27 protein-coding genes are annotated in these 25,984 nt (G+C 62.7%); 24 read left to right on the top strand and 3 right to left on the bottom strand.

Features of this window, described 5'->3' with window-relative positions; genetic code table 11:
* Window position 1: 1 nt before the first annotated feature.
* The 15 genes from AC1Q61_RS22995 to AC1Q61_RS22925 are packed head-to-tail and all read left to right on the top strand — an operon-like array spanning window position 2 to window position 14,563.
* On the top strand, window positions 2-193 hold the full coding sequence (locus AC1Q61_RS22995; protein WP_029255487.1) for a ferredoxin: 192 nt from the start codon (window positions 2-4) through the stop codon (window positions 191-193).
* 58 nt (window positions 194-251) lie between these two features.
* A complete protein-coding gene (locus AC1Q61_RS22990) occupies window positions 252-803 on the top strand; it encodes a Cif family virulence factor (RefSeq protein WP_020907944.1) in 552 nt (183 codons plus the stop codon).
* Window positions 804-808: 5 nt separating this feature from the next.
* Window positions 809-2,056 (top strand): hypothetical protein, encoded by a 1,248-nt coding sequence (locus tag AC1Q61_RS22985; protein ID WP_069147196.1) that lies wholly within the window; start codon window positions 809-811, stop codon window positions 2,054-2,056.
* 26 nt (window positions 2,057-2,082) lie between these two features.
* A complete protein-coding gene (locus AC1Q61_RS22980) occupies window positions 2,083-3,720 on the top strand; it encodes an acyl-CoA synthetase (protein WP_019748676.1) in 1,638 nt (545 codons plus the stop codon).
* Window positions 3,721-3,773: 53 nt separating this feature from the next.
* Window positions 3,774-5,027: a cytochrome P450 gene (locus AC1Q61_RS22975; protein WP_042952022.1), complete on the top strand. Its 1,254-nt coding sequence runs from the start codon at window positions 3,774-3,776 to the stop codon at window positions 5,025-5,027.
* Window positions 5,028-5,061: 34 nt separating this feature from the next.
* Entirely contained in the window at window positions 5,062-5,802 is a 741-nt protein-coding gene (locus tag AC1Q61_RS22970) for an MlaE family ABC transporter permease (protein ID WP_021344419.1), read from the top strand.
* On the top strand, window positions 5,799-6,671 hold the full coding sequence (locus AC1Q61_RS22965) for an MlaE family ABC transporter permease (protein ID WP_492651083.1): 873 nt from the start codon (window positions 5,799-5,801) through the stop codon (window positions 6,669-6,671). The genes AC1Q61_RS22970 and AC1Q61_RS22965 overlap by 4 nt, the downstream gene beginning before the upstream one ends.
* A 9-nt stretch (window positions 6,672-6,680) precedes the next feature.
* Window positions 6,681-7,850 carry an MCE family protein gene (locus AC1Q61_RS22960; RefSeq protein ID WP_492651084.1) on the top strand — a complete coding sequence of 390 codons (1,170 nt, stop codon included), beginning with the start codon at window positions 6,681-6,683 and terminating at the stop codon, window positions 7,848-7,850.
* A complete protein-coding gene (locus AC1Q61_RS22955; RefSeq protein ID WP_020907939.1) occupies window positions 7,847-8,869 on the top strand; it encodes an MCE family protein in 1,023 nt (340 codons plus the stop codon). Before AC1Q61_RS22960 ends, AC1Q61_RS22955 begins: the two co-directional genes overlap by 4 nt.
* A complete protein-coding gene (locus tag AC1Q61_RS22950; RefSeq protein WP_037134411.1) occupies window positions 8,866-9,888 on the top strand; it encodes an MCE family protein in 1,023 nt (340 codons plus the stop codon). The genes AC1Q61_RS22955 and AC1Q61_RS22950 overlap by 4 nt, the downstream gene beginning before the upstream one ends.
* Window positions 9,888-11,150 carry an MCE family protein gene (locus AC1Q61_RS22945; RefSeq protein WP_151530881.1) on the top strand — a complete coding sequence of 421 codons (1,263 nt, stop codon included), beginning with the start codon at window positions 9,888-9,890 and terminating at the stop codon, window positions 11,148-11,150. Before AC1Q61_RS22950 ends, AC1Q61_RS22945 begins: the two co-directional genes overlap by 1 nt.
* Complete coding sequence (locus AC1Q61_RS22940; RefSeq protein ID WP_492651085.1) at window positions 11,147-12,280, top strand: MCE family protein; 1,134 nt, start codon at window positions 11,147-11,149, stop codon at window positions 12,278-12,280. The genes AC1Q61_RS22945 and AC1Q61_RS22940 overlap by 4 nt, the downstream gene beginning before the upstream one ends.
* On the top strand, window positions 12,277-13,596 hold the full coding sequence (locus tag AC1Q61_RS22935) for an MCE family protein (protein WP_042923040.1): 1,320 nt from the start codon (window positions 12,277-12,279) through the stop codon (window positions 13,594-13,596). Before AC1Q61_RS22940 ends, AC1Q61_RS22935 begins: the two co-directional genes overlap by 4 nt.
* Window positions 13,563-14,099, top strand: coding sequence for an Rv1363c family protein (locus tag AC1Q61_RS22930; RefSeq protein WP_308251869.1), 537 nt, complete (start codon window positions 13,563-13,565; stop codon window positions 14,097-14,099). Before AC1Q61_RS22935 ends, AC1Q61_RS22930 begins: the two co-directional genes overlap by 34 nt.
* Window positions 14,096-14,563 (top strand): hypothetical protein, encoded by a 468-nt coding sequence (locus AC1Q61_RS22925; protein WP_042923038.1) that lies wholly within the window; start codon window positions 14,096-14,098, stop codon window positions 14,561-14,563. The genes AC1Q61_RS22930 and AC1Q61_RS22925 overlap by 4 nt, the downstream gene beginning before the upstream one ends.
* On the opposite strand, the gene AC1Q61_RS22920 is transcribed toward AC1Q61_RS22925, so the two are convergent.
* Window positions 14,560-15,150 (bottom strand): TetR/AcrR family transcriptional regulator, encoded by a 591-nt coding sequence (locus AC1Q61_RS22920; protein WP_003943994.1) that lies wholly within the window; start codon window positions 15,148-15,150, stop codon window positions 14,560-14,562. The two genes, AC1Q61_RS22925 and AC1Q61_RS22920, sit on opposite strands and share 4 nt — an antisense overlap.
* 220 nt (window positions 15,151-15,370) lie before the next feature.
* On the opposite strand from AC1Q61_RS22920, the gene AC1Q61_RS22915 reads away from it, so the two are divergent.
* A complete protein-coding gene (locus AC1Q61_RS22915; RefSeq protein ID WP_058226999.1) occupies window positions 15,371-16,909 on the top strand; it encodes an FAD-binding protein in 1,539 nt (512 codons plus the stop codon).
* A gap of 28 nt (window positions 16,910-16,937) precedes the next feature.
* On the opposite strand, the gene AC1Q61_RS22910 is transcribed toward AC1Q61_RS22915, so the two are convergent.
* Complete coding sequence (locus tag AC1Q61_RS22910; protein WP_030536759.1) at window positions 16,938-17,447, bottom strand: MarR family winged helix-turn-helix transcriptional regulator; 510 nt, start codon at window positions 17,445-17,447, stop codon at window positions 16,938-16,940.
* Between the two features lie 174 nt (window positions 17,448-17,621).
* On the opposite strand from AC1Q61_RS22910, the gene AC1Q61_RS22905 reads away from it, so the two are divergent.
* Window positions 17,622-18,404, top strand: a complete 783-nt coding sequence (locus AC1Q61_RS22905; RefSeq protein ID WP_003944012.1) for a dioxygenase family protein — start codon at window positions 17,622-17,624, stop codon at window positions 18,402-18,404.
* 40 nt (window positions 18,405-18,444) lie between these two features.
* Here AC1Q61_RS22905 and AC1Q61_RS22900 read toward each other — a convergent pair whose 3' ends face one another.
* Window positions 18,445-18,903: a peroxiredoxin gene (locus AC1Q61_RS22900; protein WP_042923036.1), complete on the bottom strand. Its 459-nt coding sequence runs from the start codon at window positions 18,901-18,903 to the stop codon at window positions 18,445-18,447.
* A 57-nt stretch (window positions 18,904-18,960) separates the two neighbouring features.
* Between AC1Q61_RS22900 and AC1Q61_RS22895 the strand changes: the two genes are divergently transcribed.
* The 7 genes from AC1Q61_RS22895 (at window position 18,961) to AC1Q61_RS22865 (ending at window position 25,899) form a co-directional block, all read left to right on the top strand.
* Entirely contained in the window at window positions 18,961-20,547 is a 1,587-nt protein-coding gene (locus tag AC1Q61_RS22895) for an anthranilate synthase component I (protein ID WP_007728697.1), read from the top strand.
* The gene (locus AC1Q61_RS22890) at window positions 20,544-21,248 is read left to right on the top strand and encodes a TIGR02234 family membrane protein (RefSeq protein ID WP_042923033.1); all 705 of its coding nucleotides are present in this window, start codon (window positions 20,544-20,546) and stop codon (window positions 21,246-21,248) included. Before AC1Q61_RS22895 ends, AC1Q61_RS22890 begins: the two co-directional genes overlap by 4 nt.
* 125 nt (window positions 21,249-21,373) lie before the next feature.
* The gene (gene trpC, locus AC1Q61_RS22885) at window positions 21,374-22,183 is read left to right on the top strand and encodes an indole-3-glycerol phosphate synthase TrpC (RefSeq protein ID WP_003944016.1); all 810 of its coding nucleotides are present in this window, start codon (window positions 21,374-21,376) and stop codon (window positions 22,181-22,183) included.
* Window positions 22,184-22,257: 74 nt separating this feature from the next.
* Window positions 22,258-23,607, top strand: coding sequence for a tryptophan synthase subunit beta (gene trpB, locus AC1Q61_RS22880; RefSeq protein ID WP_058037527.1), 1,350 nt, complete (start codon window positions 22,258-22,260; stop codon window positions 23,605-23,607).
* Window positions 23,604-24,407, top strand: coding sequence for a tryptophan synthase subunit alpha (gene trpA, locus AC1Q61_RS22875; protein ID WP_003944010.1), 804 nt, complete (start codon window positions 23,604-23,606; stop codon window positions 24,405-24,407). The genes trpB and trpA overlap by 4 nt, the downstream gene beginning before the upstream one ends.
* Window positions 24,404-25,477: a prolipoprotein diacylglyceryl transferase gene (gene lgt, locus AC1Q61_RS22870; protein WP_019748656.1), complete on the top strand. Its 1,074-nt coding sequence runs from the start codon at window positions 24,404-24,406 to the stop codon at window positions 25,475-25,477. The genes trpA and lgt overlap by 4 nt, the downstream gene beginning before the upstream one ends.
* Entirely contained in the window at window positions 25,474-25,899 is a 426-nt protein-coding gene (locus tag AC1Q61_RS22865; RefSeq protein WP_020907925.1) for a TM2 domain-containing protein, read from the top strand. Before lgt ends, AC1Q61_RS22865 begins: the two co-directional genes overlap by 4 nt.
* The last annotated feature ends 85 nt before the right edge of the window (window positions 25,900-25,984 follow it).

Raw genomic sequence — 25,984 nt, 5'->3', positions numbered from 1 at the left:
CATGCACGTCGAAGTCGACCTCGACCTGTGCCAAGGCCATGCGGCGTGTGAGCTCGAGGCACCGGAGATCTTTGTCGTCCCGAAGCGGGGGAAGGTCAGTCTTCTGGACTCGGACCCACCCGAGTCGCTCCGCGGTGAAGCCGAGCTGGCGGTCAGGTACTGCCCGACCGGCGCCCTGAGAATTGTCGACTGATTACAGCGGATTGTCGATTGATTGCAGCGAATTCAAGTACTCGAGGGAGGAAGTTCAGATGACGGGTTTCGACCGCGCAGAGCTCGACGAGATGGTCCAACGCTGGATCGAGGCGAACAAGAAGGCCGAAGCCGCCGGTGATTGGAAACCGTTGGCGGACATGTACACCGAGGACGCCACGTACGGGTGGAACTACGGTCCCAAGCAGGATTTCATGGCGGTGGGGCGCGAGGAGATTCGCGAAGTCGCGCTCGGCCTCGAGATGAAGGGCCTCGAAGGCTGGGAGTACCCGTATCAAGACTTTGTGATCGACGAACGTAGCGGAAACGTGATCGGCTTGTGGAAGCAGATTTCCGATGCCAAGCGTGAGGACGGGAGCAACTACTCCGTCTACGGTATCGGCGGTAGTTGGTTCCGCTACGGCGGGGACTTCCAATGGTCCTGGCAGCGTGACTTCTTCGACTTCGGGAACGTGTCGGCACTGTTCATGGAGATGATCGGCAACAACGCTCTCTCGAAGGGGATGCAGGGCCGGATCCAGCGATCGATCTCGGGCGACCCGCTACCGGGCTGGTATCCGGTGGGCACCGCGCCGGTCCCGCTGTGGTGAGTCCGATGACGGTGCGCGATTCCTTCGAGACACTCTCGCAGCGCGACCTTGCCGTGTTGGTGCCCGAGTTGCTCCTGTGCGGGCAGCTGATCGATCGCTCGGGCATGGCGCATCTGATCGTCGAATTCGGACGCGAGGGTATGGCGCAGGTGGCCGTCGAGGAGTGGGAATCGGCCAGCCCCTGGTACACCCGCCGCATGCAGAAGGCCCTCGGATACGAGGGCGACGACGTCGTGACGATCTTCAAAGGGCTACAACTCGACATCGGCGCTCCGCCACAGTTCATGGACTTTCGATACCGGGTCGACGATGCGCTGCACGGTGAATTCTGGCTCGATCATTGTGGAGCACTCATGGACGTCGAGCCGTTGGGCGATGAGTTCGTGACCTCGATGTGTCACGACATCGAGGATCCGACTTTCGATGCGACGGCCATAGCGACCAACCCGCACGCCCAGATCCGTCCGATTCACCGACCACCGCGCAGGCCCGCGGACCGACATCCGCACTGTGCCTGGACCGTTTCCATCGACCCGTCGCACACGCCTCCCGTGATGACCGCGCACACCGAGCAGATCGGACGCACCGCCGCGGTGACGGTCGAGCTGAGCCCGATCGATCACGGTGGGGACGGTAAGGCGGACTACTCGGGTCCGTTGTTGTCCGACCTGAGATTTTCCGACTTCTCACGATCAGCCTTGGTTCGTATCGCAGAGGAGATCTGCGTGCAGCATCATCTGTTGGCGTTGGGCTTTCTGGCAGCGGTTCGCCGCCGTGCCGACGAAGACAAGGCGCGCGAGATCACGCGAAAGCAATTGACCGGAATCGCGGGAGTTGCGGCACAGCGTATTCGAGATGCGCTCGGGCTTCCTTCGACTCTGGAATCGTTGGCATTGGTCCTGTCCGTGCATCCCTTGCTGAATCCGAAGCAGTATGTGGAGAGCGAGATCCGACCGGACGGCGGTGCTCTGGAGCTGTGGATCTCGCGAGACGCTCTTGTCGACCGTGACGGCGGTTGGCCGACCTTGCTCGGCAGCGAGCACCTCGATCCCCTCCAGGCTTTGGTCCGCGGCGTGAATCCGCACTTCACCGTGAGAGTGGTGGCCGAAGATGCCGCGGGGCTCCTTCTGGCCGTCGACATCACCGAAGCTCCCGCACCGGAATGCGTCGAAGTTGCCATTACGAAGGTCAGTACCGGCGCGGCATTCGTATTCGAAGATCGCGGAATCCCTTTGCCTCTCTTCGTCGTCTGACCGGCCGAACCCGAAGGACTCAACCTATGGCGTACACGTTTGCAGACCTGTTCGAGCATTCCGTCGATGTGATGCCCGATCGCCTCGCGCTGATCGTTTCCGGCGAGGAGGTGACATACCGTGAGCTCGACGAGCGGGCCAACCGATTGGCGCATTACTTCCAGTCCGTCGGGTTGGGTGTCGGTTCGCACATCGGTATACAACTGCACAACTCGATCGAGGCGATGGTTGCTGTCCTCGCGGCCTTCAAGATCCGCGGCGTTCCCATCACGGTGAACTACCGCTACACGAGCGACGAATTGGTTTATCTGTACGAGAATGCGGATCTCACGGCGTTGGTATTCCATCGTGGTTTCGCTGAGCGGGTCGCCGAGGCGTTGGTGTCCGCGCCGCGGGTCAAGTACGTGATCGAGGTGGCGGACGAACTCGCTCTCGGGAACGAACCGTCGATTCCGGGGGCAGTGGCGTACGAGGATGCTCTCGGCAACCAATCCCCGCTGCGCGTAGGTGAACATGCTTTTCCCGAGCGTTCCGGCGACGACGTCTACGTTCTCTACACCGGCGGAACAACCGGACGACCGAAAGGCGTCGTCTGGCGGCAGGAAGACATCTGGCGCGTGTTGGCCGGCGGTTACGACTTCTATTCGGGTGAGCCGATCGCCGACGAGTACCAGCAGTCGCGCGGTGGCGCCGCGGCAGCCGAACCGATGCGGTGGTGCATGCTTCCACCGCTGATCCACACCTCGGCACTGATGCCGACGTTCAACGCTCTGTTCTCCGGAAACACCGTCATCTTCGAACCGAAGTTCGATGCGGCGCAGGTCTGGAAAGTCGTCGCCGAATATCGCCCGCAGGTCATGGTCATCACCGGCGACGCCATGGGCCGTCCACTGGTCGAAGCCCATCACGAATTGCAACCGGATGCGTCGAGCCTGGCCGTGCTCGCCTCCGGCGCTGCGCTCTTCTCCGGATCGGTCAAAGACGCGTTCTTCGACGTCTTTCCGAATCTGATGATCTCCGATTCGGTTGGATCGTCCGAAACAGGCTTCGGCGGAATCGGATTCGCAACCAAAGGGCTCGAGCAGCGTGGCGGACCCAAAGTGGGCGCCAACAGATTCACGGTCGTCGTCGACGACGACAACCGTGTGTTGGAGCCGGGTTCGGGGGCCGAAGGATGGTTGGCGAAACTCGGCAACGTCCCACTGGGCTACTACAACGATCCGGTGAAGTCGGCCGAGATATTCCGAGAGGTGAACGGCGCGCGGGCAGTGGTGACCGGAGACCGAGCGCGGATCGAGGACGACGGCTCGGTCACTCTCCTCGGCCGGGGAAACATGGTGGTCAACACCGGCGGTGAGAAAGTCTTCGTGGAAGAGGTCGAAGCAGTGGTGAAGGCCCATCCCGACATCTACGACGCAACAGTGATCGGCATTGCCGACGAGCGGTGGGGCAATCGGGTGGCGGCGGTGCTCCGCGTCCGCGATGGTGTGGAACCGGATTTCGATTCCATCGAAAAACACACCCGCACTCAGCTTGCCGGCTACAAGATTCCGCGTTCCTTCTGGATCGCCGACGAGGTCGTTCGAGCGCCGAGCGGCAAGCCGGACTACCGCTGGGCCAAGGAGTTCTCACAGAACAGCGACCCGGTCCACCGGATCGACTAGCGCTCACACGCAACACCCGGCACCCGGCACCCATCCGTAAAGGAGCATCTGCAATGCCTGAGATCGACCTTCCCGACGGGTTCGACGTGACCGACCCGCATCTGTACGGCGAGCGCGTCCCGCTTGCCGAGTTCGCCGAACTACGACGATGCGCTCCGGTCTGGTGGAACGCCCAGGAACCGGGTACCGGCGGATTTCACGACGGTGGTTGTTGGGTTGTCTCCCGCCACGCAGACGTCCGCGACGTCTCGTTGCGCAGCGAGGAGTTCTCGAGCAACGTCAACGGCTGCATTCCGCGGCATGAAGACAACATCTCGGCGGAGGAGTTGGAGGCGACAAAACACGTCCTCATCAACAAGGACGCCCCTGAGCACACACAGCTGCGCAAGTTGGTGGCGCGCTTGTTCACTCCGCGGTCGGTGGAAGCGATGCGGGCCGGGCTGGAAGCGCGGGCAGAAGACATAGCGTCGGCTGCCGTGGCGGAAGGTAGCGGTGATTTTGTCAGCCAGGTCGCCAGCGAGTTACCGATGCAGGCGATCTCGGAGCTGATCGGTGTACCGCAGGACGGGCGCCGTCAGCTGTACGAATGGTCGAATCAGATGACGGGATACGACGACGAGTCGCTCGCCGGCGAGTCGCGGATGGCGTCGGCGCAGATCCTGGGCTACGCCTATCAACTGGCCGAGGCGAGACGGGAGGAACCGCTCGACGACATCATCTCGCGCTTGGTGCATGCCGACATCGACGGGCAGAAACTCACCCCGGAACAGTTCGGTTTCTTCGTCATCATGTTGGCTGTCGCGGGCAACGAAACGACGCGCAACGCAACGACACTCGGCATGATGGCATTTCTCGAGCATCCGGATCAGTGGGAACTGTACAAGCGTGAGCGTCCGCGCACCGCCGCGGACGAGATCATCCGCTGGGCTTCGCCACTGACGTCCATGCAACGAACAGCAGTGGTGGACACACAGATTGCCGGCACTGCGATTGCGAAGGGGCAGCGTGTCGTACTGCTCTACGGCTCGGCGAACTTCGACGAAACCGTCTTCGAGAACCCCGACGTCTTCGACATCACCCGAGACCCGAACCCGCACCTCGCGTTCGGAGGAACCGGACCGCACTACTGCGTCGGCGCCAACCTGGCCAGAATGGAGGTCGATCTGATCTTCGGCAAGATCGCCGATCACATGCCCGACATCAGCAAGCTCGGCGATCCGAGCAGGCTCTCGTCCGGTTGGCTCAACGGGATCAAGGAATTCAAGGTCGACTACGGCAACTCCACGTCATGTCCTTCGGGGCATTGACGTGTACAGCGGAAGAGTTGCACTTGCGGGCCCGATGCGCGAACTCGGCCAGTTCTACCGGATGGGCGCCGATGTCGCAGTGGGCTTGTTCCGCACCCGCTTTCAGGTGCAGGAGTTTCTCGAGCAGAGTTGGATGATCGCCCGGGTGTCGATCGTGCCGACCGTGTTGGTAGCCGTGCCGTTCACGGTCCTGGTGAGTTTCACCCTCAACATCCTTCTCCGCGAGATCGGTGCCGCCGACCTCAGCGGCGCCGGGGCCGCGCTCGGTGCCGTGACTCAGGTCGGTCCGGTGGTGACGGTGCTGATCGTGGCAGGTGCGGGCGCGACAGCCATCGCCGCCGATCTGGGATCGAGAACGATTCGTGAAGAGATCGACGCCATGGAGGTGCTCGGGATCGATCCGATCAATCGGTTGGTGATTCCGCGTGTGGTCGCGTCGACCGTGGTGGCTTTGCTGCTCAACGGACTCGTCTGCGTCATCGGCATCGCCGGCGGTTACGCCTTCTCGGTGTTTCTCCAGGGCGTGAACCCTGGCGCCTTCGTCGAGGGAATCACGTTGCTGACCGGCCTGCCCGAGGTGGCGTTGTCGATGGTCAAAGCTGCACTGTTCGGGATGCTGGCGGGATTGGTGGCCTGCTATCGCGGACTGTCGGTACGGGGTGGGCCGAAAGGCGTGGGGGAGGCCGTCAACGAAACGGTGGTGTACGCATTCATGGCGTTGTTCGTCGTCAACACCATCGTCACCGCGGTCGGCATCCGATTGACGGCGGGGTGATCGAGGTGACGCTGTCGGATTCACTGGCACAAATCGGCAAGTTCGGACGCACGCGGGCGCGGGTGGCTCGAACGTCACGCTCGATCGACGACGTCGGGCGACAAGCTGTCTTCTTCGCGCGCGCCATCGCTCACATCCCGTGGGCAATTCGCAAACACCCGAAAGAAGTGTTGAGGCTGGTAGCCGAGATCAGCATGGGCACCGGAAGTTTGGCAGTGATCGGCGGCACGGTTGCGGTCGTAGGATTTTTGACTCTCGCCTCGGGCGGCACCATTGCGATCCAAGGTTTCAGCTCGCTGGGAAATATCGGAGTCGAAGCGCTCACCGGATTCTTCTCCGCCTTCATCAACGTTCGTATCGCTGCGCCGGTCATCGCGGGAATCGGCCTGTCGGCCACGATCGGAGCAGGTTCGACCGCGCAGATCGGTGCCATGCGAATCAGCGAGGAAATCGACGCCCTCGAATCGATGGCGATCAGTTCGGTCCCGTACGTCGTCAGCACCCGCGTCACCGCAGGGATGATCGCGATCTTGCCGCTGTACTCACTGGCGCTCGTAGGATCATTTCTGGCCGGACGATTCACCACGGTCGTGCTGTTCGGTCAGTCCTCGGGTCTTTACGACCACTACTTCACGACGTTCCTCGATCCGGTCGACGTCGCATGGTCCTTCGTTCAAGTGCTCGTGATGGCACTACTGGTGATGCTGATCCACACGTACTACGGATACAACGCGTCCGGGGGACCGTCGGGCGTGGGAACTGCAGTGGGCCGCGGGGTTCGGCTCTCGCTGATCTGCGTCGTGGCGGTGACCCTGCTCGTCTCACTCGCGCTCTACGGCGGTTCCGGCAACTTCAATCTGTCCGGTTAGGGGGACTGCGTGCACAGATACGGCTACAAGTTGGCTGCTCTGGGCTTGGCTGCGGCGATCGTCGGGGTCATCGCTTTGTCGGTCGCGTCTTTCAACCAGGTGTTTGTCGCTCGCGTCCCGATCACGGTGATCGCGGAGCGCGCGGGGCTCGTGATGGATCCGGGCGCACGGGTGAAGATGGCCGGGGTGACCGTGGGCTCGGTGGAGTCCATCACGCCGACTGACGACGCCACCGCACAACTGTCGTTGTCGATCGATCCCGAAGCGCTCGAATCGATTCCGTCAAACGTGGATGTGGCGATCACGTCGAACACGGCCTTCGGCGCGAAGTTCGTCAGCCTGTCCTCGCCGGAGCAGCCGAGCAGCGCGCGACTTGCCGCTGGGGCGACGATCGACGCATCCCGGGTGACTGTCGAGCTGAACACGGTATTCGAGAAACTCACCACCGTGCTCCGGACGGTGGACCCGGGCAAACTCGATTCGACATTGGGTGCCCTCTCGACTGCTCTGCAAGGACGCGGCGAACGGCTCGGGGTCGCACTCGAACAAGCAGATTCCTCGTTGCTCGAATTCAACACTGCACGTGAGGCTCTCGATCATGTGTTGACTGATTTACCAGCCGTCACACAGACCTACCGCGACGCTGTTCTCGACTTGATGGACACCCTCGACTCGCTCACGACGACGGGAACCACTGTTCTCGACGAGCAGCAGAATCTTGATCTCCTCTTGCTCAACGTGATCGGGGTCGCCCGCACCGGAGAAGATGTACTGGGAGCCAACGCCGACGGTATCGACACCGTTCTGTCGTTACTGCGGCCGACCACCGCACTGCTCGATGAATACTCCCCGGTGATTCCCTGCATGTTCCACGGACTGCAGGAGAGCAAGAAGATCGGCGACGGCGCCTACAACGGACAACCAGGAATCAAGATGTCGATCGGTCTGATCGCCGGAACCGAACCGTACCGATATCCCGACGACCTTCCGAAGGTCGCGGCAACAGGTGGCCCGCAGTGTATGGGTCTTCCACTGCGCGACCCGAACGTCAATGCTCCGTACCTGGTGACCGATACCGGGGTGAATCCGTTTGCGCCCGAGCGTCAGCCGAATGGTGGGCAACCGATGAACACGGTCCAGGATCTGATGAGCTACCTGTTCGGGACGGAGATCCGATGAAAGTTCGTGGGTACACCGTCAAGTTCGGAATTTTTGTTCTGGTGATGATCCTCGTCAACGCCGGGCTGATCCTCGTGTTCGGCCAGATGCGAGGTGGCGACGCGAGGTCGTACTCGGCGGAGTTCGTCAACGCCTCCGGGCTCAGAGCCGGCGACAAGGTGCGCATCGCGGGTGTGCCGGTCGGTTCTGTCGGCTCCGTCGAATTCGGTGGGAATCACCGTGCCCACGTGAGTTTCAGTGTGGATACGGGTGACACCGTGACTGTATCGACCAGAGCCGCTGTTCGATATCAGGATCTGGTGGGTAATCGATACCTCGAACTGCTCGACGATCCGGGGATCGCGGAACCGCAGCCACAGGGCGAGAGCATTCCCGTCGATCGCACCGCGCCGGCACTCGACCTCGATGCGCTACTCGGTGGTTTCAAGCCGCTGTTTCAAGCCCTGGACCCGGAGCAGGTCAACGCGTTGTCGATGTCCTTGCTCGAGGTGTTTCAAGGCCAGTCCGGAACTGTGGCATCGGTGCTGGCGCACACCGGATCGATCACGAACACTCTCGCAGACCGCGACCAACTGATCGGTCGAGTGATCGGCAACCTCGACGGTGTGCTCAGTGAATTGCGCAGCCGCGGTGGTCAGTTCAGTGACACTCTCGATCACCTACAACAGCTGGTCAGCGGGCTCGCGGCGGACAGGGAGATGATCGGGACTGCCGTCGAGAGTGTGAACACCGCATCAGGCACCTTCGCCGATCTCCTCGCCGGAGTTCGCCCGGACATCGCGGGAAACCTGTCGAAGCTGGACGCAAGCCTGAATCCGCTGATCGAGCAACAAAGTGAGCTCGATCGGATTCTCGCGTCCATGCCCTCGAACTACAAGCAGCTGATCCGAGTCGGCTCGTACGGGTCGTTCTTCAACTTCTATCTGTGCGGAATCGCATTGAAGGTCGACGGTGCCGACGGTACGCCGCTCACTGTCGACCTGGTGGATCAGACGACCGGAAGGTGCGCACCACGATGAGAGAGATGGCACAGAGCCAGGCCGTACGCGTGGGGGTCGTGGGATTGGTCGTCACGGCCGCCGTCGTATTGGCATCGCTCCAGTATCAGAATCTGCAGTTCCTGAAATCGGGTGTCGGGTACAGCGCGGTGTTCGCCGACGCCAGCGGTCTCGCGCCGGGAGACGAAGTCAACGCCGCCGGAGTGAAGATCGGAACGGTGGATCGGATCGAGGTCGAGCACGGACTCGCGCGCGTGGATTTCACACTGGAAGGCTCGATCGGTTTGGGAGAAAGCACGTCGGCAGCCGTCACCACGATGTCGTTGCTCGGCAAGCGAGCGGTATCGCTCGATCTGGACGGTACGGGAAGGATCGCGGTCGGCGGCGAGATCCCGGTCGAGCGAACAAGATCGGCGTACTCGCTGCCCGACGTGCTCGGTGACCTCACCACGACGGTCGAGGACATCGATCTCGACCAACTCTCCGAATCACTCGACGCAGTGGGGCAGGTGATGTCCGACAGTGCGCCGAACCTGAGGCCGGCGCTGGACGGTGTCGCACGGATCTCCGACAGCGTCAATAGACGCGACGACATGTTGCGCACCTTGCTGTCCGATGCAAACGACGTCGCCGGGACGCTGGCCGAGCGTGGACCACAGGTCAACGCGCTACTCGTCGACGGCAACGCCTTGTTGGGAGAACTGGATCGGCGACAGGCGGCGCTGGGGGAAGTGATCACGAACATCTCGGCGTTGTCGACCCAGCTGAGCGGACTCGTCCACGACAACGAGGCGCAATTGCAACCGGTCCTCGGCAAACTCGACACGGTTGTCGGCATTCTGCAGAACAACAAGGACAACCTTTCTCAGGGAATCGACGGTCTCGGTACGTACGTGGGCACGCTCGGCGACACCGTGGCCAGCGGTCCCTTCTATTACGCCTACGTCCAGAACCTGGTACCGGCGCAATACACCCAACCGTTGATCAACGCGATGTTCGGGCTACCACCTGCGCCGCTACCGATTCCGGAGGTTCGATGATGGGTGCCTTACGTGTTCGCAAACCGGTGAACTGGCGTCGAATCGCCGTCGTCGGTGGAAGCGTCGTCGGCGCGGCGATCGTCGTCGCGTCGGGATACCTTGCGGTGCAACATCTGCGCTACTACAACGTGACCGCCTACTTCACCTCGACGACCGGCCTGTATGTCGGTGACGACGTTCGTGTCGTGGGGGTCGACGTCGGCCGCGTCACCGAGATCGCCCCACAGGGAGATCGAATGCGCGTCGAACTGAAATTGGCGCGCGAGGTTCCCGTCGCCGAGGACGCGAAAGCGGTGATCGTTGCCCAGTCACTGGTCTCGGCCCGCTTCGTGCAGTTGACGCCGGCGGTGACGGACGGCGCCGACGCACTGAATGACGGTGCGGAGATCGGGCTCGACCGAACGGCGGTCCCGGTCGAGTGGGACCAGATCAAGGAACAGCTGGGCCGGGCTGCCGATGCTTTGGGTCCCGACGGGGACGATCGTGGTCCCGCCGCCAACTTCCTCGACGGTGCCGGATCCGCACTGGCCGGCAACGGGGAAGCGCTGGGGCGCTCGGTGACCGAACTCTCGGAGGCTATGAGCACACTCGACGAAGGCGGAGCCGATCTGTTCGGCACCATCCGCGGCCTGCAGACCTTCACGACCGCACTCGCCGCAAGCGACGAACAGATCGTTCAGTTCCAAGGACGGCTGGCAAATGTCTCGAGTGTGCTCGCCGAGAGCCGGACGCAATTGGCTCCGGCTCTCGCCGATCTGGACGCCGCCGTCGTCGACGTACAGCGGTTTGTCGAACAGAACCGAACCGGCTTGACGGAGCAGATCGCGAAGTTGGCCGACGTGTCCCAGGTATTGGTCGACAAACGCGCAGGCCTCGAGAAGGTACTGCATCTGGCTCCGACAGCGTTGTCGAACTACTACAACGTCTATCGGCCGGCCCAAGGAGCGATGGTGGGTGTGCCCGCATTCCAGAACGTCGGCAACCCGATCGACTTGATCTGCGGCGGAATCGCCGGCCTGGCCAATGACACCTCGAAGAAGGGCGCGGATTTGTGCATCGAATACCTCGGCCCGTTGCTCAACACGATCAAGGCGAACTACCCGGACCTGAGCATCAATCCGACCCGGGCGCTCGGCGCTCTTCCGGACCAACTGGTGTACAGCGAGCCTGATCTGGAACCGACTGGCGCCTTGAGTTTTCCGACGGTACCGGTGGCGTCTGATCTGACCGGCTTGCTCATGCCGTCGACAGGATCACGATGACTGGCCGTCGGTGGGGAACAGTGTGTGTGGCGGCGAGCGCCGTGCTCGTTCTGACGGGTTGTCAATGGAGCGGGCTGAATTCGGTGTCGCTGCCGGGCGCGGCCGGCCGCGGTGAGGGAAGTTTCTCGGTCGTGATCGAGATGCCGGACGTCACGTCGATCAGTCCCAACTCTCCGGTCATGGTCAACGATGTGACAGTCGGAAGTATCAGTGCGATCGAGACCGACAACTGGCACGCACGGGTGACGGTTGCGCTCGACGGTTCGGTGTCGCTGCCCGCCAACGCGACTGCCAAGATCGGCCAAACCAGTCTGCTCGGATCCAAACACGTCGCGCTCGCGCCGCCCACCGAGGTGGCGCCGGAAGGGCGGTTGTCGGAGGGATCCGTGATTCCCCTTGCATCGGCCAGTGTCTATCCCACCACCGAGGAAGCGTTGACGGCACTGTCCTTGGTGCTCAACGGCGGTGGGCTGGCCCAGATTCACAGCATCACCACGGAACTGAACACTGCTCTCGGCGGACGGACCGATGCGGCGCGCGACCTGCTGAGCCAGATGGACACCGTGACCGAGACACTCGACCGTCAACGCGAGGCGATAGTCACGACCATGGAGAATCTCGACGTGTTCGCCGGCGAGATCACGGCTCAGCGAGACGTTCTCGGTGAGGCGTTGGAGACCCTTGATCCGGCCTTGGCGGAACTGAGCGCCCAACGCGTCGACCTGACCACCGCCCTCGATGCGGTCGGCAGGTTCGGGGACGTCGGGACCGATCTGGTCGACCGGACCCGCGACGATTTGAAAGCCAATTTGAGCGCCTTGGAATCGACGCTGCAGAAGGTGGTCGAAACAGGACCGGACCTGATCAACAATTTGGGCAACCTGAGTACCTTCCCCTTCCCCCAGACGACCATCGACGACGGAATGCGCGGCGATTACACCAATCTGTGGGCGCTGATCGACCTCACGAGTAATCGCCTCCAGTCAGGTCTCGGCTTCGGTACGCCGTTCGGGGCGCCGCAAACCCCCGTGGAGAACGGAGTACTGGTCGATCCCTTGACCGCCCCACTCGGCACAGGGCAGCCCGGCCCACTTGGCACAGCGCAGCCCGCCCAGGGAGGTGGACGATGATTCTCACGAAGTTGGTGCGAAGGCAATTGACGATCTTCGCGATCCTGGCGGTGATAGGCATGAGCGCAGCGGCTATCTCGTACCTGAGAGTTCCGACCATGCTCGGAATCGGGCGCTATTCGGTGACAGTCGAACTGCCCGACGCCGGTGGCCTGTATCGGAACGCGAACGTGACCTATCGCGGCGACACCATCGGTCAGGTCAGATCGGTGCGTCTGTCTCCGGGAGTGGTACGCGCCGAATTATCTTTGGAGAGTGCGGTTCCCGTTCCCTCCAGCGGGCTCGCAGTAGCGGTGCGAAGTGTGTCGGCCATCGGCGAGCAATACGTCGACATGCAACCGAGAACCGCGGACGGACCCTTTCTGGCCGACGGAGACGTGATCGGCCCCGACGCTGTCACGATCCCGACCGAGATCGGACCGGTCCTCGATCAGGCGCAGGCGATGCTCGCATCCGTACCGCAGGACAAGTTGCGATCGGTGATCGACGAGTCCGCGGCAGCTTTCGGAGGCAGGGGAGAGGATCTGGCTCGTCTGCTGGATTCGACCACTTCGTTCGTCGATCAGATGTCTGCTGCCACAACGCCGGCTACGACGCTCGTACAGCAGTTGGATCCGCTCCTGCAGACACAGGTGGTGACGGGCGATCAGATTCGCCAGTGGGCGTCCAGTGTCGCTCAACTCAGTGGACAGTTGGCGGTCGCCGACGGGTCCGTGCGCAATATCCTCGAGACCGGACCGGGCTTCGCGACTGAAGCCGACCTGCTGTTTCAAGGCCTCAAGCCCACTTTGCCTGTGCTGCTTGCCAATTTCACCAGCACCGCTCAGGTGGCTTTGACGTACAACGCCGGGTTGGAGCAGGTGCTCGTCATCTTGCCGCCACTGGTCGCGGCACAGGAAACCGTTGTCCAACGCGGGCAGGTGGACGGCGCCGCGAACGTCAACTTCCACCTTCAAGCGCAGGACCCCGCGGCGTGCTCGACCGGTTACCTTCCGGCCGATCAGCGACGGGACCCGACCCAGATGAGTGTGCCGGACACCCCGGCTGATCTGTACTGCAAAGTTCCGCAGAACTCGGTCTTCGCAGTTCGTGGATCCCGGAACATTCCCTGTATGGAGGTACCGGGCAAACGAGCACCGAGCCCGGAGATCTGTCGGAGCCCCGAAGCGTACGTGCCGTCGGGGACCAATGCTCCCGGCGAGTTGTACACCGGGCCTGACGGTGTCGACTATCAACACACGGAATTAGCTCCTGCTGCTTCCGATTCGGGGGAGGGTGAGCCGTGGCAACAGTTGCTGACGCCGACGAATCGTTGAGAGGCGAGGTGCTCGAGCCGGTCCTAGGGAAACGCGGTGTTCTCACTGCCTTGGCATGGATCGCACTCGCGGCTCTGAGCGTCGTTGTGGTCTTCGGTGCTCTGGCAGTTCAATCCGACCGGGCGCGCGAGACCCAGCGTCAAGACTTCGTCGACGGTGCTGTCGCAGGAACCCTTGCTCTGATCGACGTTCACTCTGCCACGCTCGACGAGGATCTCGCGGCGCTGAAGTCGCTGACTACGGGGACTTTTGCAGACGAACTGAAGTCCGGTGAATCTGCGTTCGTCGCATCGATCCGTGATTTCGCCGTCGATTCCGACGGTCGTGTCGACACCGCAGCCCTGGCATCGGAATCCGGAACCTCGGGGGTGGTACTGATCGCGGCATCGGCTCAGGTCGCTAATTCAGCGGGAGAGTCTTCGGCGCGAACCTACCGTCTGCGCGTCGGTGTCGAAGAGGTCGACGGTCGGGTACTGATGTCGAGTGTGGAGTTCGTCCCGTGAAGCGCGCGGTCTTGGCGTTTGCAGCGCTGATCTTGGTGGGAGTCGGCGGGACTCTGCTCTGGAGTCACCACCGTTCGGCAGCCGCTGAAACCGCACGTGTCGAGGTGATCGGTGTGGCGCCGATGCTCGTCGAGAATCTCTTGAGCTACAACAGCGACACGGTGGACGAGGATCTTGCACATGCTGCCGAGGGCGCAAGTGGAACATTTCAGGACCGCTTCGCTGAATTCGGATCGAAAACCGTTGCACCCCAGTCGAAGGAGCAAGGAATCAGCACGAAGGCGCGAGTATTCGACGTGGGAGTGCTCTCCGCTGCTGCAGACCGAGCGGAATTGCTCCTGTTCGTCGATCAGATCACGACGAGTATCGCGCGGCCGGCACCAGCGTCGACGTCGAGCCGAGTCGAGGTGACACTCGATCGAGTCGACGGCACATGGCTGGTGAGTGCCATGACCCCCGTCTAGTGAAGGTTGTCGCGGCCCGCCATGATCAGCCTGGCAGTGACTTCGAGCCGGTCTGCGATCTGCGAATAGGACTCGTAACCCATGCCGGCTCGGACAAGCGCTCCGGACCAGGAGATTTCGAGTGCTTCGAGTACGTCGGGATCGTATGACGGCCCCAGCGCCTCGATGAGCCGCTCGCGGATGTTCTTGCCGATACGTCCCCGAAGGTGTTCGACGTCGGGATCGTTGCCCATCATCGCCGTGGTCACTGCCGCCGCCAGCTCCGGTTCGTCGGAGACGAGCAGTGCGACGCTGCGCAGGACCGAACAGACCTGCGCTTCCCGTTCCGCCTCCGGGGAGGGCTCGTGGGGTACCGCGTCGAGGCGACGCCAGAACAGTTCTGCCACAAGGTGACTCTTGGACGAGAAATAGGTGTATGCCGTAGCCGCGGCGACACCGGCTTCTGCTGCCACCATCCGCACGGTCAGATCGGCAAACCCTTTGTCGCGCAGGACCGTGATCGCTGCCGCGGTCAATCGATCGACGGTTTCGGCTTGCTGCTGGGTCAGTCTGCGGCGAGTGGACTCGAACTTGGTCTTACCAGACATGTGTCCAGACACTACGGGATCAGACCCGTGCGAGCAAAGTGTGCGCTATCGCTGCTCGTTCTCGCTCCCGCTCGGCGTCATGTCTCGCTCCCGCTCGGCGTCATGTCTCGCTCCCGCTCGGTGGGACAGAATTTCGAACCCCCGCGATCGCTAAGTTCATGTGTTAGAACGATTTCTAGAACATGTTCGGAAACTGTGCCCAGAATCAGAGAGGCTGACGATGACGAAGTGGGACGAGACGTGCGACGTACTCGCTGTGGGATCAGGTGGTGGACTCACCGGCGCGTACACGGCAGCCCGCGAAGGCCTCGACGTCATTGCGATCGAAGCAACCGACAAGTACGGCGGAACAACGGCGTACTCGGGCGGCGGCGGAATGTGGTTCCCGTGCAACGCCGTTCTTCGTCGGGGCGGGGACGTCGACACCATCGAGGATGCGCTGGAGTACTACCGATCAGTGGTGGGTGATCGTACGCCCGCCGACGTTCAGGAAGCCTACGTTCGAGGTGGCGCCGGGTTGATCGACTACCTCGAAGAGGACTCGAACTTCGAGTTCCAGATACTGCCGTGGCCCGACTACTTCGGTGAGGAGCCCAAGGCTCGAGCGAGCGGACGGCACATTGTTCCCAAGCCGATGAACGCGAACAAGCTGGGTGCGCTTCGTGATTCGCTTCGTCCGCCGCTGGCGACGGAACGGCTGGGGGAGGAGTTGCCGAAGTACCTCGTCGGCGGCCAGTCGTTGATCGGTCGATTCCTGTTGGCTCTTGCGGAACTCCCGAACGCCACCATGCACCTGAAGACCACTCTCGAGGAACTGGTTGTCGAGGACGGAGTGGTGGTCGGAGCCGTCGTCGACCGAGATGGTCGGCGTCGAACCATTCAGGCACGCAGAGGAGTGATCCTCGCCGCCGGTGGATTCGAGCAGAACGAGACCATGCGTGCCGAATTCGGTGTCCCCGGATCCGCTCTCGACACGATGGGCTGCCCCGGCAACCTCGGGAAGGCGCACCAGGCGGCGGTCGCCGCGGGTGTCGACACCGACCTGATGGGCGAGGCCTGGTGGTCGCCGGGACTCACCCATCCAGATGGGCGCTCCGCGTTTGCGCTGTGGTTCACCGGCGGAATCTTCGTGGACGACGACGGTCGTCGATTCGTCAACGAATCAGCGCCGTACGACCGCTTGGGTCGCGCCGTCATCGAACACATGCGGGCAGGGAAAGTAACCACGCCGTACTGGATGATCTACGACAACAGAGAAGGCGCAGTGCCGCCGGTGAAGGCACCCAACGTACCCATGGCCCAGACGGAGCAGTATGTGGCTGCGGGGTTGTGGAAGAGTGCACAGACACTCGAAGACCTCGCTGCCCAGATCGATGTTCCCGCAGCGGAACTGGTGGAGACCGTGAAGCGATTCAACGCGTTTGCGGCGACTGGCGTCGACACGGACTTCGGTCGAGGAGACACTGCGTACGACCGCGCCTTCTCCGAGGGGGCTTCGCCGCTCGTACCGATCGATCAAGGGCCGTTTCACGCTGCCGCTTTCGGCATCTCCGACCTCGGGACCAAAGGTGGTCTACGGACCGACGCGACCGGGAGGGTGCTCAAAGCCGACGGTACGGCGATTGCCGGGTTGTACGCGGCGGGGAACACGATGGCAGCGGCCAGCGGGACTACGTACCCCGGCGGTGGAAACCCGATCGGAGCGAGCATGCTGTTCAGTCACTTGGCTGCTCTCGACCTCGCGAAGCTGCCGTCTTGATCATCAGTCGCTCGTCTCGGGGATGTGGTCAGGCCTTGCCGAGTCCGGCGGCGATTCCCTTGTCCAGTTGGGTGAGCATTGCTGTACCCAACGACGAAAGCTGGGCGACCTGGCGATCGTCGAGGCCCTCGAAGAGGAGACCTTGAACTGAGGCGACGTGCGGCGGTGCGGCCGCGACCACCTTTGCCATTCCCTCGTCGGTGAGCACTGCGTTGGAGCCGCGGCTGCCACGAATGACTTCCCGTTTCACCCAGCCGGCCTTCTCCATCTTCGTGATCACGTGCGAGAGGCGGGACAGGGACGCGTTCGCGCGCTGGGCCAGTACCGACAACTGGAGCTTGTGGTCGGGGGCGTCCGAGAGTGCCGCGAGTACGAAGTATTCGAAGTGTGTGAGTGCCGAATCGCGTTGTAGTTGAGTGTCGAGTGCGGCAGGCAACCGTGTCACGAGAGCGATCAGTGTCAGCCATGCTTCTTGCTGCTCGGCTGTGAGCCACTTCGTCTGAGACTGCGCGTCGGGCTGCGCGGTCGGTTCACTCATCGGTGACTTCTCCTTCGGGTCGAGCATTCTTCGTGCACGGAGCGTGCTTGTGTACAGCGTCTCAGACGCATGTCCAGAAGAATCCTGCGGGGAATAGTTGCGGGACGCAAGTGTTGAGTTCTATATTAGGTTGAACCTTCAACCTACGACGAATGTCTATCCCGAGGAGTCCGTATGTCCACCACAACCATGCCTGCGCTGTATCTCAGCCACGGTGCTCCGCCGCTGGTGGACAGCGCGTTGTGGGTCGACCAGTTGGGGGCGTGGGCCGGCGATCTTCCGCGGCCGACGGCAATCCTCGTCGTATCGGCGCACTGGGAATCAGCACCGCTGACGATCGGATCGACGACCACGGGCACCCCGCTCATCTACGACTTCGGTGGTTTTCCCGAGAGGTTCTACCGTGCGAAGTACAACTCTCCCGGCGCTCCGGAACTCGCCGCCCAGGTTGCCGCGTTGATGCCGGACAACGAACGCGTGGTTCAGCAGCCGAATCGAGGCCTGGATCACGGTGCCTACGTGCCGCTCACGGTGATGTACCCGGACGCAGACATCCCGGTACTGCAAATTTCGCTGCCCACCCTCGATCCCGAGCGTTTGCTCCATCTCGGACAGCGCCTACGGCCACTCCGTGAGCAAGGTGTACTGATCGTCGGATCCGGATTCACCACGCACGGGCTACCGTTCCTGCGCGATCCGTCACCGGAGGCGCAGGCCCCGGGATGGTCGGCGGAATTCGACGCGTGGGCAGGGGAGAGGTTCGCTGCCGGTGACGTCGATTCCTTGATCGACTTCCGCGCTCAAGCTCCCGGGATGCCGTACGCGCATCCGACCATCGAGCACTTCGCCCCGTTGTTCGTCACGCTCGGTGCGTCATCCGATCCGGAACAGGTGCCCACCCAGGTGATCGACGGATTCTGGATGGGGCTTGCGAAGCGCTCGATTCAGGTCGCCTAGAGATTTCAAATCGCGCAGAGAATCAGGTCGCCCAGGTGGGTCAGCTTCGATTGCGAAGGAACTCGAGCGCCTGGTCGCCGTGGGTGTTGGCGCGTAGTTCACTCGAGATGACTTTGAGGACGGTGCGGTGGGTGTCGATCACGAAGGTCGAGCGTTTGACCGGAGCCAACTTGCCCAGGAGTCCGCGCTTGACGCCGAACTGTTCGGCTACCTTGCCGTCGGTGTCGGCGAGTAGGGGGTAGTCGAAGGATTGTGCGGTGGCAAAGGTGGACTGAGCTTCGACCGTATCGGTGCTGATGCCCGCTCGCGAAGCGCCCACCGCGGCGAATTCGCTGCCGAGGTCACGGAAGTGGCACGCCTCGGCGGTGCACACCGGCGTCGAGGCTGCCGGGTAGAAGAAGAGGACCAGGGGTCCGTTCTCGAGCAGGCTCGTCAGCGAGCGCGGAGTCCCGTCCTGGTCGGGCAGTGAGAAATCGGGAGCGAGTTGGCCTGGTTTCATTCGGCCGAGGTTACCCGCGCACGACGGCCACATGGGGGAGCCTGGGATGATGGAGCCATGCACGGCGAGCCCACCTCCATGTCCGCACGGTCATCCGACACCGCGATCGTCGGTGACGCGTCCGATTCCACCACGACCCGGGAGCAGTTCCGAGCTCTCGCAGCTGAGCACCGGGTCGTTCCGGTCACTCGGAAAGTGTTGGCGGACTCCGAAACTCCGCTCTCGGCGTACGAGAAGTTGGCCGGCAATCGTCCCGGCACCTTCTTGCTCGAGTCGGCCGAGAACGGTCGTTCGTGGTCGCGGTGGTCGTTCATCGGCGTCGGGAGTCCGGCTGCACTGACCGTCGTGGACGGAGAGGCGGCCTGGTACGGCAACGTTCCGGCCGGCGCTCCGGCCGGCGGCGACCCGATCGACGCGCTCGGTGCCACCCTCGAGCTGCTTCGTTCGGAGCGGCTGCCCGACCTGCCCCCGCTGACCGGCGGAATGGTCGGATTCCTCGGCTACGACGCGGTGCGGCGCCTCGAGAGATTGGGTGACTCCGCGGTCGACGACCTGCAGATCCCCGAAATGGTCATGCTGCTTGCCGCCGACATCGCCGCAGTCGATCACCACGAAGGGGCGATCACCCTTATCGCCAATGCCGTCAACTGGGACGGCACGGACGAGCGCGTCGACACGGCGTACGACGACGCAGTCGCCAGGTTGGACGCGATGACTCGTGCTCTCGCGGCGCCGGCGAAATCGACGGTGTCGACATTTTCGAAAGCGACTCCGAACTACCGTCGTCAGCGCACCACCGAGAGCTTCGGTGTCGATGTCGAAAAGTTGATCGGCGACATCGAAGCGGGCGAGGCATTCCAGGTAGTTCTCTCGCAGCGATTCGAGATCGATTGCACTGCAGCACCGATCGACGTGTACCGGATGCTGCGAGCGTCGAACCCCAGCCCGTACATGTATCTGCTCAACGTGCCGAACGGTGATGGAGAGACGGCGTTTTCGATCGTCGGTTCGAGCCCTGAGGCACTGGTAACCGTCGCCGAGGGCGTCGCGACAACACACCCGATCGCTGGAACCAGATGGCGCGGTGCCACAGAGGAGGACGACATCCTGCTCGAGAAAGATCTCCTCGCCGACGAGAAGGAAAACTCCGAGCACCTCATGCTCGTCGATCTGGGGCGAAACGATCTGGGTCGTGTCTGTCGCCCGGGCACGGTGAAGGTGCACGACTACCGGCACATCGAGCGGTACAGCCACGTGATGCATCTCGTATCGACGGTCACCGGACATCTGGCCGAGGGAAAGCACGCTCTCGACGCCGTCACCGCATGCTTCCCCGCTGGAACCCTCTCGGGGGCACCCAAGGTCCGAGCGATGCAGCTGATCGAAGAACTGGAACCGACCAGGCGCGGTATCTACGGCGGCATCGTCGGCTACCTCGACTTCGCCGGCGACGCCGACACCGCGATCGCGATCCGAACGGCATTGATCAAGGACGGGATCGGATACGTCCAGGCGGGCGCCGGCGTCGTCGCCGACTCGGATCCGGTCTACGAGGACACCGAGGCCCGCAACAAGGCGATGGCAGTGCTGAGCGCGATTGCGTCGGCGCACACCCTGCGCACCATCGGAGGTGACGATCAGTGAGTGAGAACGAGTCGAGTGCAGCGGAGCCTACAAGCGTTTCTCGTGGCACCGCCGTGCCGAGAACGCTTCTGCTGGCGTTGTCGGCAGCAGCTCTGTGGGGCAGCTCACGAATGACGTGGGTTCATCTGACCTCGAGCGACGGCAAGACGCTGGAGAGGACGACGGATCTCGACGGCAGCACCTGGGCGGCGGCGATGACTCCGCTCGCGCTCGCGCTTCTGGCGGCGATCGCGGCGTCGTTTGCGGTGCGAGGTTGGGCACTTCGGGTAGTCGGACTGTTGGTTGCCCTCGTCGCCGTCGCGGTAGCGGTTCCGGCAGTGCAGTTGTTGGTGTCCGGAGCCTCTGCGGACCGAGCGGTGGACTTGGCCGAGTTGTCCGGTCACCCGGAAGATCTCTCGACGACTGTTTCGGTATTGCCTGCCTTGCTTGCGTTGGTCGGAGCGGTGGCGGCGCTCGGCGCGGCGGTACTTCTGATGCGCAAACCTCCAGTGCGAGGCGGGTTGTCGTCGAAATACGACAACCCTGCCGCGCGCCGCGAGGCCGCAGCCAAGCTCGGTCAGGGAGACAAACCCGCATCGGACGAGCCTGTGACACAACGGATGTTGTGGGATGCGCTCGACGCCGGAGAGGACCCGACAGCGACTGACGGGGACGACGGAGTTGGGGGAGACAACGGCGCGAAACCGGGGTCGTCCCACTGAGTAAGACTGAACCCTCACCTGCGTGGGTACCCCGACGGAGTAGCAAAATTTCGTCCCACTAGGCTGAGACCACCCTGATGACGTATCTCACATCGGGCTCTTGCCCAGAAAGGATTCGGGCCACGATGACCGTACTCGACTCGATTCTCGACGGGGTGCGCGCTGATGTCGCCGCCCGCGAAGCCGTACTCGACTTCGCTGCAGTCAAGGCTGCTGCGGCCGCTGCACCGCCTGCACTCGATGCTGCAGCAGCACTTCTGGAATCGAGCATCGGCGTCATCGCCGAGGTCAAGCGAGCGAGCCCGTCAAAGGGTGCGTTGGCCGACATTGCCGATCCCGCTGAGCTTGCCGCGGCGTACCAAGCCGGTGGCGCACGCATCATCAGTGTTCTCACCGAAGAGCGCCGTTTTCACGGCTCGTTGGCCGACCTGGACGCAGTCCGTAAAGCGGTCACCATTCCGGTGCTCCGCAAGGACTTCATCGTGGGGCCGTACCAGATTCACGAGGCTCGCGCTCACGGCGCCGACGTCATCTTGCTGATCGTCGCGGCACTCGAGCAGCAGGCGCTCGCCTCGTTGATCGATCGCACCGAATCTCTGGGAATGACTGCCCTCGTCGAGGTGCACACGGAGGAAGAAGCCAACCGCGCGCTCGAAGCCGGCGCCAAGGTGATCGGTGTGAACGCCCGCAATCTCAAGACTCTCGAGGTGGACAAGAACACCTTCGGTCGCATCGCTCCCGGTCTTCCGACCGAGACGATCAAGATTGCCGAGTCCGGTGTTCGCGGAACTGCCGATCTGTTGGCGTACGCCGGGGCGGGCGCCGACGCAGTGCTCGTCGGTGAAGGCCTCGTGACCAGCGGCGACCCTCGCAAGGCCGTCGCAGATCTGGTCAATGCAGGTGCGCACCCGTCCTGCCCCAAACCGTCTCGATAAATCGCTTCACCCGCCCGGCGTGCTTTGATGCACCCGGGCGGTGACCAGCGACACCGTTGGGGCAGACTGGTGGGGTGACTTCACGTACTCAGGAACCAGGCTCCGGTGCAATATTCAAGGGCGGCAATCTGCCGCCGGCCAGCGCGGGACTCACCGAGCGCTCCCACGATCCCGACGCCGGAGGCCATTTCGGCGTCTACGGCGGACGGCATGTGCCGGAAGCTCTCATGGCGGTTATCGAGGAAGTCACTGCGGAGTACGAAAAGGCTCGCGCGGACGACACGTTCTTGAACGAACTCGATCGCTTGCAGCGCGATTACACCGGACGTCCGTCGCCGATTTTCGAGGCAACGCGAATGAGCGAGTTCGCCGGCGGTGCGCGCATCCTTCTCAAGCGTGAAGATCTGAACCACACCGGTTCTCACAAGATCAACAACGTTCTCGGTCAGGTTCTGCTGGCAAAGCGTATGGGCAAGACCCGCATCATCGCCGAGACCGGAGCGGGCCAGCACGGTGTGGCATCGGCCACCGCCTGTGCACTGCTCGGTCTCGAGTGCGTCATCTACATGGGTGCTGTCGACACCGAACGGCAAGCACTCAACGTCGCGCGCATGCGACTTCTCGGCGCGGAGGTCGTTTCGGTCGAGACCGGTTCGCGCACGCTCAAGGACGCGATCAACGAAGCCTTGCGCGACTGGGTTTCCCACGCGGACAACACCTATTACTGCTTCGGTACCGCGGCAGGCCCGCACCCGTTCCCCACCATCGTTCGGGACTTCCAGCGAGTGGTCGGCCTCGAAACACGCGTCCAGGTTCAGGCATTGACCGGCCGCCTGCCCGATGCAGTCACAGCCTGCGTCGGAGGCGGCTCCAACGCAATCGGAATCTTCCACCCGTTCATCGACGATCTGTCGGTACGGCTGGTTGGCTACGAAGCAGCCGGCGACGGTGTCGAAACCGGAAGGCATGCAGCAACGTTCGCCGGCGGTACCCCTGGCGCATTCCAGGGTGCCTACTCCTACCTCCTCCAGGACCAAGACGGTCAGACCATCGAATCGCACTCGATCTCTGCTGGTCTGGACTACCCGGGCGTCGGACCCGAGCACGCTTACCTGAGCGATATCGGGCGCGCGACCTACGAACCCGTCACCGACAGTGAAGCCATGGATGCGCTGCTGCTGCTCTCGCGCCGCGAGGGCATCATCCCGGCCATCGAATCGGCCCACGCCGTCGCCGGCGCACTCCGACTGGGCAAAGAACTCGGTGAGGGCGCGATCATCGTCGTCAATCTCTCCGGTCGCGGTGACAAGGACATGGACACCGCCGCAAGCTGGTTCGGTCTTTTCGACGGCGCCTCAGGTCAGGCAGCCGCTCCGGATGATGCAGCAGACGAGAACGACAACACGGAAGGCTCGGACAAGTGAGCGAACGACCATCACGCCTCGCACCCACCTTTGCAGCGTGCAAGGCTGACAAGCGTGCCGCCCTCGTCGGTTACCTGCCTGCCGGTTATCCGACCGTTCCCGAATCGATCGACGTGTTCAAGGCGATGGTCGACGGTGGCTGCGACATCATCGAAGTCGGTGTCGCGTATTCCGATCCGGTCATGGACGGTCCGACCATCCAGCGTGCAGCCGAAACCGCACTCACCAACGGCGTTCGCCTTCGCGACATCTTCACCGTGATCGAGCAGATCAGTTCGGTCGGCGGCAAGGCCGTCGTGATGACCTACTGGAACCCGGTACTGCAGTACGGCGTCGACAAGTTCGCACGAGACCTCGCTTCCGCCGGCGGGCTCGGACTCATCACCCCCAACCTCATTCCGGAAGAAGCAGGCGCCTGGATGGAAGCATCCGAGGAGCACCACCTCGACCGGATCTTCCTTGTCGCCCCGTCCTCGACGGAAGAACGGCTCGCGATGACACTCGACGCGAGTAGTGGATTCATCTACGCGGCCTCGACAATGGGTGTCACCGGCGCTCGAGACGCCGTGTCTTCGATGGCTCCGGAACTGACCGCACGAATCCGCGCGCATTCCGACATTCCCGTCGGCGTCGGATTGGGTGTTCGGTCCGGCGCACAAGCTGCCGAAATCGCGGCGTACGCCGATGCCGTCATTGTCGGCTCGGCTCTGGTCTCCGCGGTCGAGAACGGCTTGGGAGCGGTTCGCTCGCTCACCGAAGAACTCGCCGAGGGCGTCCGCTCGGCTACCGTGGCGTCGTGACCTCAACTGTGGACCTACTGGCCTATATCCCCAGCCCGCCCCAAGGCGTCTGGTACGTCGGACCGGTAGCGCTGCGCGCCTACGCGCTCTTCATCATCCTCGGCATCATCGTCGCGATCGTGTGGGGAGATCGTCGTTGGGTCGCCCGCGGCGGCGAGAAGGGGACCGTTCTCGACATCGCGATCTGGGCTGTTCCGTTCGGTCTGATCGGTGGCAGGCTCTATCACGTATTGACCGACTGGCCCGCCTATTTCGGCGAGAACGGTCAGCCTCTCGATGCACTCAAGGTGTGGCAGGGAGGCCTCGGAATCTGGGGAGCTGTGTTCCTCGGCGGCATCGGTGCGTGGATCGGCTGCCGTCGACGCGGCATTCCGGTTTCCGCGCTCGGTGATGCGATTGCGCCCGGAATCCTGCTCGCGCAGGCCATCGGTCGTATCGGCAACTACTTCAACCAGGAGTTGTACGGTCGCGAGACCACCGTCCCATGGGGCCTCGAGATCTTCGAGCGTGTGAACTCCTCCGGCCAGCTCGATCAACTGGCAGGTGTCTCCAACGGAGAAGTCATTCGGGTCGTTCACCCGACGTTCCTCTACGAAGCTGTGTGGAACGTCCTGATCGTGATCCTGCTGGTCCTCGTCGACCGCCGATTCAAGATCGGTCACGGACGCCTGTTTGCTCTGTACGTCGCGGGTTATTGCCTGGGCCGGTTTGTCGTCGAACTGATGCGCGACGATTTCGCATACGAGATCGCCGGCATTCGAGTCAACACATTCACTTCGGGGATCGTGTTCTTCGCCGCACTGGCCTACTTCTTCCTGGCGAAGAAGGGTCGTGAGGATCCGGCTGATTTGAAGTCGAAGGACTACGTCGCTGCGGTAGCTGCCGGCGAAGCAGGAGTCGCGGCGCCAGTTACCGAAACTGATTCGGCGAAGGCCGACGCGAAAGGCGCCGACGCTGAAGATTCTGAATCCGATGCTGCTGAATCCGCTTCCAGTGAGGCAAGCGCCTCCACGGCAGCGTCGGATGAGTCGTCGGACGCGGTGAAGCTGTCGAAGAAAGACAAGCCGTGACAGGTCCCTATTCGCAAGGGGGATTCCCCGAGGATCAGGGACCGGTCTACGGCGCGCCCAATCCGTACGGATATCAGCAGCCACTGCCCGCTCAATCGATGTACGGGTTCGGAGATCCCTATGCGCCGTACGGTCGGCACCCGGTAACGGGGGAACCGTATTCCGACAAGTCGAAAGCTACAGCTGGACTGTTGCAGATCTTGCTGGGCTTCTTCGGAATCTGTGGAGTCGGTCGTCTTTACATCGGGAGCGTCGGCATTGGACTGTGCCAACTGCTCGGCATGTTCTTCGCGCTGTTCATGTCCGCGTTCCTCATCGGAATTCCATTTGCCATCGGAATTTGGATCTGGGCGTTCGTCGACGGCATCGTGATACTTTCGGGCAATGCGCGGGACGGTGTTCGCCGGCCGTTACGAGGATGATCCGGGAGCACGAACCGAGGAAAGATCTGTGGGGGACCGGCCACGCGAAGGCCGAACCCGTCTCGTGGCCCGATAACAAAAGCTA

The sequence above is a fragment of the Rhodococcus sp. MPR-R1B genome (assembly GCF_058793255.1).
Note: the sequence above shows the minus strand (reverse complement) of the source record. Positions and strands in the feature narration are given on the sequence as shown.

Coding starts and splice junctions, on each gene's coding strand:
- AC1Q61_RS22995 (WP_029255487.1), top strand. CDS start 2: ATGCACGTCGAAGTCGACCTCGACCTGTGCCAAGGCCATGCGGCGTGT.
- AC1Q61_RS22990 (WP_020907944.1), top strand. CDS start 252: ATGACGGGTTTCGACCGCGCAGAGCTCGACGAGATGGTCCAACGCTGG.
- AC1Q61_RS22985 (WP_069147196.1), top strand. CDS start 809: ATGACGGTGCGCGATTCCTTCGAGACACTCTCGCAGCGCGACCTTGCC.
- AC1Q61_RS22980 (WP_019748676.1), top strand. CDS start 2,083: ATGGCGTACACGTTTGCAGACCTGTTCGAGCATTCCGTCGATGTGATG.
- AC1Q61_RS22975 (WP_042952022.1), top strand. CDS start 3,774: ATGCCTGAGATCGACCTTCCCGACGGGTTCGACGTGACCGACCCGCAT.
- AC1Q61_RS22970 (WP_021344419.1), top strand. CDS start 5,062: ATGCGCGAACTCGGCCAGTTCTACCGGATGGGCGCCGATGTCGCAGTG.
- AC1Q61_RS22955 (WP_020907939.1), top strand. CDS start 7,847: ATGAAAGTTCGTGGGTACACCGTCAAGTTCGGAATTTTTGTTCTGGTG.
- AC1Q61_RS22950 (WP_037134411.1), top strand. CDS start 8,866: ATGAGAGAGATGGCACAGAGCCAGGCCGTACGCGTGGGGGTCGTGGGA.
- AC1Q61_RS22945 (WP_151530881.1), top strand. CDS start 9,888: ATGGGTGCCTTACGTGTTCGCAAACCGGTGAACTGGCGTCGAATCGCC.
- AC1Q61_RS22940 (WP_492651085.1), top strand. CDS start 11,147: ATGACTGGCCGTCGGTGGGGAACAGTGTGTGTGGCGGCGAGCGCCGTG.
- AC1Q61_RS22935 (WP_042923040.1), top strand. CDS start 12,277: ATGATTCTCACGAAGTTGGTGCGAAGGCAATTGACGATCTTCGCGATC.
- AC1Q61_RS22920 (WP_003943994.1), bottom strand. CDS start 15,150: ATGTCTGGTAAGACCAAGTTCGAGTCCACTCGCCGCAGACTGACCCAG.
- AC1Q61_RS22915 (WP_058226999.1), top strand. CDS start 15,371: ATGACGAAGTGGGACGAGACGTGCGACGTACTCGCTGTGGGATCAGGT.
- AC1Q61_RS22910 (WP_030536759.1), bottom strand. CDS start 17,447: ATGAGTGAACCGACCGCGCAGCCCGACGCGCAGTCTCAGACGAAGTGG.
- AC1Q61_RS22905 (WP_003944012.1), top strand. CDS start 17,622: ATGTCCACCACAACCATGCCTGCGCTGTATCTCAGCCACGGTGCTCCG.
- AC1Q61_RS22900 (WP_042923036.1), bottom strand. CDS start 18,903: ATGAAACCAGGCCAACTCGCTCCCGATTTCTCACTGCCCGACCAGGAC.
- AC1Q61_RS22895 (WP_007728697.1), top strand. CDS start 18,961: ATGCACGGCGAGCCCACCTCCATGTCCGCACGGTCATCCGACACCGCG.
- trpC (WP_003944016.1), top strand. CDS start 21,374: ATGACCGTACTCGACTCGATTCTCGACGGGGTGCGCGCTGATGTCGCC.